Consider the following 13,145-nt stretch of genomic DNA (forward strand, 5'->3'; position numbering starts at 1 on the left):
GCCGGGCCTCAGGAGTTCGGGGCCGCTCGGTCCGCAGTCGCCCGGTCCGGGATGGCGCTGCCCGCCGGAGCGTCGCTGCGGCCGTAGTGGTGGGTGGTGAACATGTACAGGAGCCCCACGAGCAGGACCACTCCGCCGCACAACAGGACGATCCAGTTGTCGTACCACGGGGCCTCGGGGGTGCGGGCCCAGGAGATGTTGACGATGGCGAAGATGCCGTAGGCCAGCGCCGCCACGTTGACCGGCAGGCCCCACCGCCCCATCCGGAACTCCCCGGCCGGCTGCCAGCCCTTGAGCCGGGCCCGCAACGAGGCCAGCACGACCATCTGGAAGGACGTGTAGATGCCGAGGATGGCGAACGAGACGATCTTGGTGAGGGCGTCCTCCGAGAACAGCGAACCCAGCGCGATCAGGGCGGGGACGACCGCAGCCAGCAGCAGGGCGAACTCCGGTACGGCACGGGCCTTGGAGAAGCGGCGCAGCAACTGGTGACCGACGATCATCTCGTCGCGGGCGTAGGAGTAGATGAGGCGCCCGGCCGCGGCCTGCAGGCTGATGGTGCAGGACAGGAACGAGATGAGGACGACGGCCATGACCAGCCGGGCCCCGGCCTCCCCGAGCGCGTCGAAGAGGACGCGCACCACCGGGTCGGTGTCCTTGCCGGAGATGACGGCCCGGTAGTCGGTGACGGACAGCAGCAGGCTCAGGCAGGTGAACGTGGCCGCGGCGCCGCCGACGTAGATGGTGCGGCGCATCGCCCGGGGGATGATGCGCCCGGGGTGGTTGACCTCCTCGGCGGTGTCACCGCAGGCCTCGAAGCCGTAGTACTGGTAGAAGCCGATGATGGCGGCGGCCAGGAACACCGGCGTGTACGAGCCGTTGCCGGAGGTCCCGAAGTCGTCGACGATGACGCCGATGCCGTGCTCGCGGTGGGTGGACAGCAGGTAGACGCCGACGATGAGGGCGCCGATCAGCTCGGCGCTGAAGCCGATGATGGCGGCCATGGACAGGGCTTTGGTACCGGCCCAGTTGACCAGCGCGGCGATGAAGATCAGGACGATGGTGCACAGCACGGTCGTGTGCACGGTCGGCCGGAAGCCGATGAGGATGGCGATGTACGGGCCGGCGCCGTACGCCACGCTGGTGATCGTGACGAGCAGCGCCCACATGTACATCCAGCCCGTCATCCACGCCCAGCGCTTGCCCCACAGGCGGCGCGCCCAGGGGTAGACGCCGCCGGCGATGGGGAACTGGGCGACGACCTCGCCGAAGACGAGTGTGACGAGGAACTGTCCGGCGCCGGCCATCAGGAACGCCCAGATCATCGGCGGTCCGCCGGTGGCCAGCGCGGTGCCGAAGAGGGTGTAGGTGCTCACCACGGGTGAGAGGTAGGTGAAGCCGAGCGCGAAGTTGGCCCAGGGCCCCATGTCCTTGCGGAACTCTGACTTCTCCGCCCCGGCCGCCCCGGCGCCCCCGCCGTGCTCGCTGTTCCCGCCGTGTCCGCCGGGCTCCTCCGCCGCGCCGCCGGTCTGCGGCAGTCCGGGCGCCATCAGCGTTCCGTTCCGGTGGGCTTGGGGCCCTCACGGCCGGTCAGGAGGTCCGCCGCGCGTTCGGCGGCCAGCAGAACGGTGACCATCGGGTTGATCGTCGGCATGGCCGGGAAGAGCGAGGCGTCCACCACCCGCAGACCGTCCTGCCCGCGCACCCGCAACTGCGGGTCGAGTACGGCCGTCGGATCGTCATCGGCGCCCATCCGGCAGGTGCCGGCCGGGTGGTAGACGGTGTGCGCGGCTCGGCGCCCGTACTCCGAGAGCTCCCGGTCGGTCCGTACGTCCGGGCCGGGCGCGACCTCGCGTCGCAGCCAGTGCCGCAGCGGTTCCGTGGCCGCCACCTCGCGGGCCAGCCGCAGCCCGTCGACGATGGTGCGTTCGTCGTGGCCCTCGGGGTCGGTGAAGTACCGGAAGTCCAGGGCGGGTTTGTCGCCCGGGTCGGCGCTGCGCAGCCACAGCCGCCCGACCGAACGGGCCTTGGGCACGTTGGGCGTCATGCAGACACCGTGGTCCGGCGTCGGGTAACCGAGCCGGACCGTGTTGAGGGTGAACGGCACCTGGTAGAAGTGGAACATCAGGTCGGGCCGCGACAGCGCCGGATCCCGTCGTACGAACAGTCCGGCATCGGAGTCCATGGCGGAGTTGGGCGGCAGCGGCCCGTCGGTCTCCCACACGATGACCGACTCGGGGTGGTCCAGCAGGTTCTCGCCCACACCGGGCAGATCGGCGAGTACGTCGATGCCGAGGGCGCGCAGCTGGTCGGCGGGGCCGATGCCGGACAGCAGCAGAAGCCGGGGCGTGTCGATCGCCCCGGCGCACAGCAGCGTCTCGCGCTCGGACCTGAGGGTGGCGGTGCTGCCGTCCGCGTGACGGACCTGCACGCGGGTGAGGCGCCCGGAGGCGTCCGGCAACAGGCGGTACGCCCAGGTCTCCAGCTTCAGCGTGAGGTTCGGCCGGTCGAGCACCGGGTGCAGGTAGGCGACGGACGCCGACGAGCGGTGGCCGGTGGCCGGGTCGTAGGCCACCGAGAAGAAGCCCGCGCCGTCCGCGAACGGGCGGCGGTTGAAGTCCTCGACGACGGGCACGCCCAGGGCGTCGGCGGCAGCGGTCACGAAGTCCCGGGCGATCGGGTTCCGGTCCTGCTCCGCGACCGGGACGATGTGGTTCAGCAACCGCTGCCGGTAGGGCAGCACGGTGTGGGCGTCCCAGCCCGTGCAGCCGCGCAGCGCCCACTCGTCGAGGTCTTCGGGGAACGGCAGGAAGCTGATGAGCGTGTTGTGCGAGGAGCAGCCGCCGAGCACCCGGGCCCGGGAGTGCAGGATGTGCGAGTTGCCGCGCGGCTGCTCCTCGGTGGTGTAGCCGTAGTCGAACTCGGAGTCGAGCAGGTTGATCCAGTTGCGCAGCTCCAGGATGCGCTCGTCCCCGACATCGCTGGGGCCGCCCTCCACGACGCACACCCGGCAGTCCGGGTCCTCGGTCAGCCGGGCGGCCAGTACGCAGCCGGCTGTCCCACCGCCGACGATGACGTAGTCGTATCCGCTCTCGTCACTCATGCCGTCACTCATGCCGTCCTGTTCGCCCTTCCGGTGTGCGCTTCCGGAGTTCTTCCGAGCGCCGCGTCGTCACCCCTTGAACCAGCCGGAGGGCGCGGGGCGAAGGTTCTGGTAGATGTGCTTGGCTTCCTGGTACTCGCGCAGACCCGTCGGCCCGAGCTCCCGTCCGACGCCGGAGCGGCCGAATCCGCCCCACTCGGCCTGCGGTACATAGGGGTGGAAGTCGTTGATCCAGACCGTGCCGTGCCGCAGCTGGATCGCGACCCGCTGGGCGCGGCTCGCGTCGCTGGTCCACACGCCGCCGGCCAGCCCGTAACGGGTGTCGTTGGCCAGCTCGACGGCCTCTTCCTCGGTGCGGAACCGCTCCACGGTGACCACCGGGCCGAAGACCTCTTCCTGCACGATGCGCATGGACCGGTCGCAGTCGGCGTAGATCGTGGGGAGCAGGAAGTAACCGCGGGCCAGTCCGGGATCGTCGGGGCGGCGCCCGCCGGTGACCAGCCGCGCCCCTTCGGCGCGGGCGATCTCCAGGTAGCTCTCCACCTTCTCGCGGTGCCCGGCGGAGCTGAGCGGTCCGCTCTCGGTCTGCGGGTCCAGGCCGTTGCCGAGCCGGATGGCCTGCGCGCGGGCGGCCAGCCGCTCCACGAAGCGGTCGTGGACGGTGTCCTGGACGATGAGCCGGGAGCCGGCCGAGCAGACCTGCCCGGAGTGCAGGAACGCGGCGTCCAGCGCGTAGTCGACGGCGGCGGCGAAGTCGGCGTCCTCGAAGACGATGTTGGGGTTCTTGCCGCCGAGTTCGAGTGCGATGTTCTTCACATCGGGCGCCGCGGCCTCCATGATCCGGCGCCCGGTCGCCAGTCCGCCGGTGAAGGAGACCAGGTCCACCTCCGCGTGCGCGGACAGGGCCGCGCCGACGGTGGCGCCGGGGCCCAGCACCAGGTTGGCGACACCGGGCGGCGCGCCGGCCTCCTCGATGAGCCGGATCATGGCGATGGTGCTGAGCGGCGTGGTCTCGCTGGGCTTGAGGACGAAGGTGTTGCCCGCCGCGAGTGCCGGCGCCACCTTCCACGAGGCCTGCAGCATCGGGTAGTTCCAGGGCGCGATCAGGGCGCACACGCCGACCGGCTGGTAGACGACCCGGCTGAAGACGTCGGGGCCCACGTCCACGACGCGACCACCGTCCTTGTCGGCGATCTCGGCGAAGTAGCGGAAGGCGTTCGCCACGTCCTCGACATCGATCCGTGCCTCGGTCAGCGTCTTGCCGGTGTCCAGGGTCTCGGTGCGGGCGATCTCCTCCTGGTCGCGCAGCAGCAGATCGTGCACGCGGTGCAACAGGTCGGCGCGGCGGCGGGTCGGCGAGCCGGACCAGTCACCTTGCTCGAAGGCACGTTTCGCCGCCCGTACGGCGCGGTCGACGTCGCTCGCGTCGGCTTCCTCGACGGAGGTGATGACGGAGGCGTCGAACGGGTTGATCACGTCCCGCCGGCCGCCTGCCGCCGCCCGGACCCATTCGCCGTCGATGTACAGCTGAGTCACCGCCTGCTCCCTCACCTCGCGTGGCGCCCGCGGGACGGCCGGCCCGCGGCCCGTGCACGGTCCCAGCGGCCCGTAAGTCCGTACGGGTACCAACTTGGTGCAGGGCGCGGACAGTGGGCGCGGGGCACACCGCAGGGCAGGCGGGCGAGGCGGCTACGTGACCGGGACGGCCTAACGGCGGAGCGCGACGCGCGGGAGGGGCCGCCTTCGGAGCCGGGGCGCCTGCGCAGGGTCGAGGTGGAGCGGCACTAGTTCCCCGACACCGTCACCTTGTCGTCGTTCTGCAGCTCCTGCACCAGCTGCTTGACCTTGGTCTTGTCCCAGACCAGGTTGCCGCCGGTGGAGCCGGAGACCGGCATGTTCATCTGCTTGCCGTCGCCGCCCGAGACGCCCTTCATGGCCCAGAACATGGACGCCAGGTTCCACAGGCTCATGTCCTTGTCCACGATCACGGTGTCCAGGCCCGCGCCCATCACGGGGTAGAGCTTGAAGGGGTTCAGGACCGTGGAGGGGGTGGCGGTCTGGCTGGCCAGGGCTGCCAGGAACTTCTGCTGGTTCTTGGTGCGCTGCAGGTCGCTGGCTGCGAAGGCGTGGCGGGTACGGACGAAGGCGAGGGCCTGCTGGCCGTTGAGGGTCTGCTTGCCCGACTTGAAGTCGGCGCCCGAGTACTTGTCCTTGAAGCCCTGCGGGAGGTTCATCTCCACGCCGCCGACCGCGTCCACGATGCTCGCGAAGCCGTCGAAGCCGATCTCCGCGTAGTGGTCGATGTGCAGACCGGTGTTGAACTCGATGGTGCGCACCAGTAGCTCCGGGCCGTCCTCGGCGTAGGCGGCGTTCAGTTTGGTGTGCTTGCCGGTGCCCGGGTAGGTCTTGCCGGACTCCGAGCCCTTGAACGTCGGTATCTCGACGTCCGAGTCGCGGGGCAGCGAGACCATCGTGTTCCCGTTGTCCCCGACATGCAGGATGATCATGGAGTCGGTGCGCTTGCCCTCGGCGGAGCCGGTGTGCAGCTTCTTCTTGTCGGCCGCGGACATGCCTTCGCGGCTGTCCGAACCGACGATCAGGTAGTTCGTGCCCTTGCCGGTGGCCGGGCGGTCGATCACCTTCGACAGGTCGACCTCACGGCGGAGCTTGCCGTCGGCCCAGAAGTAGGTGCCGATGGAGACACCGAGGATGGCGACGACCAGGACCAGCGCACCGACCCTGATGCGACGGCCCCAGTTCGGAGCGGCGCCGGGGCGCTCGCCGGAGCGGGGGCCCGGAATGCGGGGGCCGCCGGGATGGCCGGGGCCCCTCCGGCCGTCCTGGCCGTAGACCTGGCCGGTGTTGTAACCGCTGTCGTACGGGGCGTCGTAGCCGTCGTCGTATCCCTGGGCGGGCGGCGGCACCCGGCGCTGCCCCTGAGCCCGGGGCGCACGCGGCACCTGCCGCATGACCCGAGCGCCCTCGGGTCGCGCACTCTCGCTGCCGCGTCCGTAACGGTCCCTGTCGTTCATACGGACCAGTGTGCAGTGACCCGGTGTGCTCATCACAGGGCGGGTGAGGGATCGGGGCAGGGCTGTTGCGAAGCTGATGCAAAATGGCGGCCCCGGAGCCCGCATAAGCTGGCACGTATGACAGATCTTCCGGGCAAGCCCACCTCGGCCTCCCGTACCACCTTGAGCCACATCATGACGGGCACGGACACCAACCTCCTCGGCACGGTGCACGGTGGCGTCATCATGAAACTGGTGGACGACGCGGCCGGTGCCGTGGCAGGCCGGCACTCCGGCGGGCCCGCGGTCACCGCCTCGATGGACGAGATGGTCTTCCTGGAGCCGGTGCGGGTCGGTGACCTGGTCCATGTGAAGGCCCAGGTGAACTGGACGGGCCGGTCATCGATGGAGGTCGGTGTCCGGGTCCTGGCCGAACGGTGGAACGAGTCGTCCCCGGCCCAGCAGGTCGGCAGCGCCTACCTGGTCTTCGCCGCGGTCGACGCGGACGGCAAGCCCAGGGTGGTACCGCCGGTGCTCCCGGAGACCGAGCGGGACAAGCGCCGCTACCAGGAGGCCCAGATCCGGCGTACGCACCGGCTCGCCAGGCGGCGCGCGATCAAGGAACTCCGCGAGCAGCGGGCCGCCGACGGTTTCGACGACTGAGCCGCGTGCCGGCTGACAGCCCTTAGTGGCAGACCACTTCGTCGCCCTTCACCGCGTCGAACTTGTCCGCCGCCGGCTCGTCCGCCCGGACTCGGGTCACCGAGTCGAAGTCCGACCCGATGGTCACCTTGATCGTCCCGCCGATGCCGTTGACCGCCCGTAGTTCGGCGCCCGGCAGCGCTGCGGCCACCGACTTGACCGAGCGGTCCCAGCGCGGGTCGTACTCGATGACGGTGTGCGGGTTCGGCTGCTCGGTGGCCGGGCTCGTGGCGGCCGCGGCGGCGGCGGTCGTGGTGGTGGGGACCGGGACGGCGGGGGCGGCCGGGGCGGTGGGCGCCACCGAGGCGAGGAAACCGGTGTCGTGCAGCTCCTGGACGGCCCGGGTGGCGAGGCCGTTCTTCGCCGTTCCGTTGGTGACCTGTACCAGGATCTGGTCCGGCGGCACGTCGACCCGGGTGGCCTGCCGCTGCTCCGGCAGCGGGGCCGCGATCGGCCGGTCCTCACGCAGCGCGCCGAAAAGCGCCGCGGCCTTCGACGTGTCCCACTTCACGGTGGAGCCGAGTCCCTTCACCGGGAAGCTCGGGTCGCCGACCGGCACCGAGGAGAACTCGGACGATGCCGGGGTGAAACCGCGCATAGCCTGGCCCAGTGCGAGCATCTCGTCGGTGCCGAAGCTCTTGTCCGCGCGGACCGAGTCGAAGATCGTGGAGGCCACCTCGCGGAACTTGACCGGGTTCAGCAGCACGCCGCTGCTGGTCGCCCTGGCGATCAGCGAGGCCAGGAAGCGCTGCTGGCGCTGCATTCTGGCGAGGTCGGACGCCGCGTCGAGGTGCCGGGAGCGTACGTACTGCAGGGCCTCGCCGCCGTCGAGCCTGGTGGTGCCGACCGGCAGGTCGAGGCCGGTGTACGCGTCCTGCAGCGGGTGGGCGGTGCAGACGTCGACCCCGCCGAGCACATCCACCGTCTTCATGAAACTGGTGAAGTCGACCTCCAGATAGTGGTCGATCTTCACATGGGTCATCTGCTCCACGGTCCGCACAGTGAGCCCGGGGCCACCCTCCGCATAGGCGGCGTTGAGCTTGATCGGGTGGGCGGCGCGTTCCTTCCCGGTGGCCGGGTCGGTGCGGGCGGGCACCACGGCGTAACTGTCCCGCGGCAGACTCACCACGCTCACCCGTGAACGGTCGGCGGAGACGTGCACGATCATGATCGTGTCGGTGCAGTGACAGGGGGCGCCGCCGAGGTGGTACTTCGCCTTCTCGGCCGGCGTGATCTCGTCCCGGCCGTCGGTGCCGACGAGCAGCACGTTCATGCCGCGGCCACCGGCGGGGCGGTTCTTCATGTCGTGGAAGGGATCGACCCGGCCGATGTCGTCGAGCCGGCTGACGACCGCGTGGCCGACGCCGCCGGCACCCAGCACCAGGACGGACATCGCGGTGGCCATCCGCGTGCCCCAGCGGGGCCGTGCTTTCCGCCTGCTGCGGCGGGGTGAAGGCACGGGGGACATGGGGACACCTCCGCGGAAGTCGGGCAGGGGACGCGAGCACCGTAGGCCGCTGTGATCAGCGTCCCGGGGAAGCGACCCGGGCGCCGCGCCCGGTGTCCCTCGTTCGCGGTAACGTGACCTCCCTATGAACGCCACGCCCGCTGTTTCTGTGATCATGCCGGTCCTCAACGAGGAGCGGCATCTGCGCAACTCGGTCCGCCACATCCTGGAGCAGGAGTACGACGGCGAGATGGAGGTGGTGATCGCCATCGGCCCGTCGTCGGACCGCACCGAGGAGATCGCCGCCGAGCTGGTGCGTGAAGACCCCCGGGTGCACACCGTCGCCAACCCCACCGGCCGTACCCCGGCCGCGCTGAACGCCGCGATCAAGGCGTCCCGGCATCCCGTGGTGGTGCGGGTCGACGGTCACGGCATGCTCTCGCCGAACTACATCGCCACCGCCGTCCGTCTGCTGGCGGAGACCGGCGCGATGAACGTCGGCGGCATCATGCACGCCGAGGGTGAGAACGCCTGGGAGGACGCGGTCGCCGCGGCGATGACCTCCAAGGTCGGCGTCGGCAACGCCGCGTTCCACACGGGTGGGCAGGCGGGTCCGGCCGAGACCGTGTACCTGGGTGTCTTCCGGCGGGAGGCGCTGGAACAGCAGGGCGGCTACAACGAGGAGTTCATCCGCGCCCAGGACTGGGAGCTGAACTTCCGGATACGGGACGCGGGCGGCCTGATCTGGTTCTCGCCCGAGCTGCGCGTCCAGTACCGGCCCCGGCCGTCCGTCCGGGCACTCGCCAAGCAGTACAAGGACTACGGCCGCTGGCGCCATGTCGTCGCCCGCTACCACGAAGGTTCGATCAACCTCCGGTACCTCGCGCCGCCGGCCGCGGTCTGCGCGATCGCCGCGGGCATCGTGGCCGGCGCCGCCGTCACGCCGTGGGCGTTCCTGGTGCCGGCCGGCTACGTCGCGGCCATCGTGGCGGGATCGCTGCCGGCCGGCAAGGGTCTGTCGCTGAAGGCGCGGGCGCGGATCCCGGTGGCCCTGGCCACCATGCACATGTGCTGGGGCTTCGGCTTCCTGACCAGCCCCCGGGCGCTCGCCCGGAAGGTCATCGCCAGCCGCCGCCCCGCGGTGCGGACGACGGTCTGACGCCGGCCCGGCCACCGAAGGACCGGACCGGCTTCACTCAGCACGTCACCAGGTGTACGCCGGGTCGACGTGCATGCACGCCGTCTTGTCGTCCCCATGGATCACGTCGGCCGTTCCCGGGGTGTTGCCGTCGTCTGCGGCGGCGGACGTGTAGATCGTGCCGGTGCGCCAGTCGCTGCCCACCACCACGGTGACCCCGGAGACGTCGGTGGACTTCTTCACCGAGCTGAGCGGCACCCCGATGGCCTGAGCCACGGACTGGGCGTCGCCCTCGAGGCCGGCGCTGGGGAAGAGGACCGAGGTCGTCTTCTGCGGATCCTGCCGGGTGTGGGAGGCGGCCCGGGTGAAGCCCTGGCCGCGGAGCAGGGTGGCGACGTCTGTCGCACGGTGACTGGTCGGCGTTGCCCCGTCCCCGCCGGTGCCGTTCCACACGGTGATGCCGATCCGGTCCTTGGCGGCCGCCGGATCGTCCGAGAGCTTCGGGGTCTTCTTCTTCGACGCCTTGCCGTCCAGTGGTGTGTCGTCGCGGACCATCGCGAACAGCTTGTCCGCGTCGCCCGCCTTGGGATCGACCTTCTGACCGAACCCGGGCCGGGTGGAGTTCACATTCGGCATGGTGGTCATGGTGATCCGGGACGTGGGGACCTTCTGCAACTCGCCGGCCAGATCGTAGAGCTTCTTGACGCTGCCGATACCGGTGTCGACGGTGAGCGCCTTGGTGGCCGCCTCGGCCAGGTCCATCAGCTTTCCGGGGTCGGTGAGCTTGGTGCCCTTGCGCAACTGCCGGACCATCGAGTTCATGTACTGGTGCTGGGCCCTGGTGCGTACGACGTCGGTGTCGGGCCAGAATCCGTACCGGGTCCGCAACCACTGCAGTGCCTGCTGGCCCTTGACCGACGTGGTGCCCTCCGGCAGCTTGAGTCCCGAGCCGTGACCGTCGTGGGTGTGCGAGTACACGTTGGCGTCCACACAGACCGGCACCCCGCCGATGGCGTCCGCCATGGAGACCACCCCGGAGAAATCGATCTTCATGAAGTGGTCGATGTGGATGTCGGTGAGCTGTTCCCAGGTGGCGACGGTGCAGCCGGGGCCGCCACGGCCGAGCGACTCGTTGGCCAGCGTCCACCCGGTCGCGGGGTATTTCCTGCCCTGCGGGTCGGTGCACTTGGGGATCTTCAGCACGGTGTCGCGCGGCAGGCTGACCACCGACATGTTGCTGCGGTCGGCCGAGACGTGCAGCAGCATCTGCACGTCCGCCAGCGGAGCGGCGCCGAACGTGTTCTTGGCGCCGCCGAGCTCCTGGTTCTCCTTGGAGTCCCGTGCGTCCGAGCCGATGAGCAGGATGTTGAGCGGCGTCTGACCCGCCGCGTTCGCCTTCGCCTGGGGAGCCCGGTGGTCCCCGAGATTGAGCGCGTCCTTCTGCAGATTGCCGTTGAGATGGCGGTAGTAGAGATAACCGGCGCCTGCGGTGCCGATGATCACCAGGGACACGACGGCCGCCACCCAGCGAAGTATTCGGCGTTTCCCGCGCTTGCCGCGCCGACGGCCTCCACCGTGTCGACGACCCCCGCCGCCCCCCGTGCGCGATCCGGGCCGGTCGGCGCCGCGTTGCCCGGGCAGGCCGCCGGGCCGGACGGTGTCCGGAACGCGTGGTCGCGCCCCCTCCCTCCGTGCGCTGCTCTGTGCCACCGGTCCCCCCTGCTATTCAGGTGTTTCCACGCCCCGGTGACCTGGCGTCACTTGGCGCACACGGATTTGTCGGCATGTGTTTGCGGGATGTCCTTCGGCGCCTTCGTCGGAGCGGTGATGGGTGTTCCCGCTGCCTGGAAGTCGGCTCCCAGGATGAGAGTCATCGGAGTGAGACCGACCGCGTCCTTGGTACCCGGCTTCATCGCCGCCGCGGGCAGCCCCATCATGTCGGCGAGTTTGCGGGCCTGGTCGGCCTGGTTCGGCGCGTACTTCAGGATGGTCTTCTTGAGATCCGGCTGGTAGTTCCCGCCGTTCTCGGACTTGAGTACGCCCTCGGTGTTCTGCAGCCAGTTCAGCGTGGTCTGCGCCGAACCCGCCACGGCGCCGCCGTTGAGCACCTTGACCCGGACGTCCGATGCGGCGGCCTGGGTCCCCTTGAGGAGCGCGTCCTGCTTGCTCTTGGCCGCGTTCGCCTTCTGCTTCACCTCGGTGAGCGAGACGTCGTCGTGCATCATCGAGAACAGCGGATCGGCCAGGGTGGGGTTGATGACCACCGTCGCGTGGACCTTCTCCGCCGGGTTGTCGAGGACCGGCAGGGTCGTGAACGTGACGTTCTTCGGATTGACCTTCTTGAGGTCCAGCGCCAGGGACTTGAGTTTGCTGATGCTGCCTATCTGGCTGTCGACGGTGAGCGCCTTGGTCGCCGCGTCCGCCAGCTTGTACAGCTTGGTGGGGCTGGTGAGCATGTCGCCCGAGGTCATCTTCCGGATCAGCGAGGAGAGGAACTGCTGCTGCACCTTGATGCGGTCGAGGTCGCCCTGGTTGCCGAAGCTGTGCCGGGTCCGTACGAACGCGAGCGCCTGCTCACCCTTCACCACGGACTTGCCCTCGGGCAGTTTGAGGTGTGATTCCTTGTCGTCGACGGGGTGGGCCACGCAGACCTCGACTCCGCCCACCGCCGTGCTCAGCGTCTTGATGGCGTTGAAGTCGGCCATCATGAAGTGATCGACTTTGAGGCCGGTTATTTTCTTCACCGTCGCCATGGTGCAGCCGGGGTCGCGGCCGTCCTGGCCGAGGCTGGTGTTGAAGCGGACCTGCTGGGTGCCCGGGATGGTCTTGACGCTGCCGTCGGGCTGCTTTGTCGGGCAGTCCGGGATGTCCGTTATCAGGTCCCGCGGGATGGACAGCGCGGTGGCGTTGGTGCGGTCCTTGGAGACGTGGAACAGGATGTTGGTGTCGGCGTGGCCGACGCTGCCCTTGTCGCCGTAGCCCTCGTTGCCCTTGCCGGTGCGCTTGTCCGTACCGATCAGCAGGATGTTGACGGCTTGGTTGGCGGTCGAGCCGTTGGTGCCGCCGACCACGTCGACGGTCTTGATGTTGCCCTGGAAGTGCTCGTAGAGGAGATACGCCCCGACCGAGCCGCTGACGAGGACGAAGGCCATCACCCCGCCGGTCCAGATCAGCGCCTTCCGCTTCCGCGACTTCTGCGGCTTGCGCTTGCGGCGTCCGGGCTGCGGCGGGCCGTGCAGAGCCTCCTGGCCGGCACCGGACCGCCGACTGCGCTGCGCCGGTACGTCGCGATGCGAGGGCTGCTGTGGCGCAGTCCGGCGCGACTGGCGGCCGGCCTGTCGGGGCGGCGTGGCTCTGCGAGGGGCGGATCCGGCAGCCGACCCGGAATCCCGGTTCCCCGCGCCTCCCGATTGCTGACCGGAAGGGTTCAGTCGCAGTTCGTAATTGCCGGTATCCGGGTTGAGCACCCATTGGTCTGCGGGATCGATATCGTCCGCCCGCCCACGGCTATGCGCGTCCACGGTTGCCTGTGTCCTCCGTCGGTGCCACGCGAGGCACCCTCCCCCCGGGCGCTCGGTCATTCGGTCCTGCGATCCTGCAGTGCGCGACCACTTGGCCGGATGCACCGGATCGCGTCACACTATCCGCCCACTTCAACCTCGAGCGACGTGCGTGACACATTCCACGTCCCTTACAACCGGGCATACCACCCAATCCACATGCGTCACAGATCCCGGCTTGAGA

9 protein-coding genes are annotated in these 13,145 nt (G+C 69.7%); 2 read left to right on the forward strand and 7 right to left on the reverse strand.

Annotated features, from left to right (window positions below; all coding sequences use genetic code 11):
* Positions 1 to 8: 8 nt before the first annotated feature.
* The 4 genes from AB0M87_RS24530 to AB0M87_RS24545 all read right to left on the reverse strand — a co-directional run bounded on the left by AB0M87_RS24530 (position 9) and on the right by AB0M87_RS24545 (position 6,135).
* Positions 9 to 1,550, reverse strand: a complete 1,542-nt coding sequence (locus AB0M87_RS24530; protein WP_365856372.1) for an APC family permease — start codon at positions 1,548 to 1,550, stop codon at positions 9 to 11.
* Entirely contained in the window at positions 1,550 to 3,103 is a 1,554-nt protein-coding gene (locus AB0M87_RS24535; protein ID WP_365856374.1) for a GMC oxidoreductase, read from the reverse strand. The genes AB0M87_RS24530 and AB0M87_RS24535 overlap by 1 nt, the downstream gene beginning before the upstream one ends.
* A 69-nt stretch (positions 3,104 to 3,172) precedes the next feature.
* Complete coding sequence (locus tag AB0M87_RS24540) at positions 3,173 to 4,639, reverse strand: aldehyde dehydrogenase family protein (protein ID WP_365856376.1); 1,467 nt, start codon at positions 4,637 to 4,639, stop codon at positions 3,173 to 3,175.
* A 248-nt stretch (positions 4,640 to 4,887) separates the two neighbouring features.
* Complete coding sequence (locus AB0M87_RS24545; RefSeq protein ID WP_365856378.1) at positions 4,888 to 6,135, reverse strand: LCP family protein; 1,248 nt, start codon at positions 6,133 to 6,135, stop codon at positions 4,888 to 4,890.
* 117 nt (positions 6,136 to 6,252) lie between these two features.
* On the opposite strand from AB0M87_RS24545, the gene AB0M87_RS24550 reads away from it, so the two are divergent.
* A complete protein-coding gene (locus AB0M87_RS24550; RefSeq protein ID WP_365856380.1) occupies positions 6,253 to 6,777 on the forward strand; it encodes an acyl-CoA thioesterase in 525 nt (174 codons plus the stop codon).
* A gap of 22 nt (positions 6,778 to 6,799) precedes the next feature.
* Here AB0M87_RS24550 and AB0M87_RS24555 read toward each other — a convergent pair whose 3' ends face one another.
* On the reverse strand, positions 6,800 to 8,284 hold the full coding sequence (locus AB0M87_RS24555) for an LCP family protein (protein WP_365856382.1): 1,485 nt from the start codon (positions 8,282 to 8,284) through the stop codon (positions 6,800 to 6,802).
* Positions 8,285 to 8,408: 124 nt separating this feature from the next.
* Between AB0M87_RS24555 and AB0M87_RS24560 the strand changes: the two genes are divergently transcribed.
* Positions 8,409 to 9,422: a glycosyltransferase family 2 protein gene (locus AB0M87_RS24560; RefSeq protein ID WP_365856384.1), complete on the forward strand. Its 1,014-nt coding sequence runs from the start codon at positions 8,409 to 8,411 to the stop codon at positions 9,420 to 9,422.
* Between the two features lie 45 nt (positions 9,423 to 9,467).
* Here AB0M87_RS24560 and AB0M87_RS24565 read toward each other — a convergent pair whose 3' ends face one another.
* The gene (locus AB0M87_RS24565; RefSeq protein WP_365856386.1) at positions 9,468 to 11,111 is read right to left on the reverse strand and encodes an LCP family protein; all 1,644 of its coding nucleotides are present in this window, start codon (positions 11,109 to 11,111) and stop codon (positions 9,468 to 9,470) included.
* Positions 11,112 to 11,158: 47 nt separating this feature from the next.
* Positions 11,159 to 12,922: an LCP family protein gene (locus AB0M87_RS24570; RefSeq protein ID WP_365856388.1), complete on the reverse strand. Its 1,764-nt coding sequence runs from the start codon at positions 12,920 to 12,922 to the stop codon at positions 11,159 to 11,161.
* Between the last annotated feature and the right edge of the window lie 223 nt (positions 12,923 to 13,145).

The organism is Streptomyces sp. NPDC051320 (genome assembly GCF_040682175.1).
Lineage (GTDB): Bacteria > Actinomycetota > Actinomycetes > Streptomycetales > Streptomycetaceae > Streptomyces.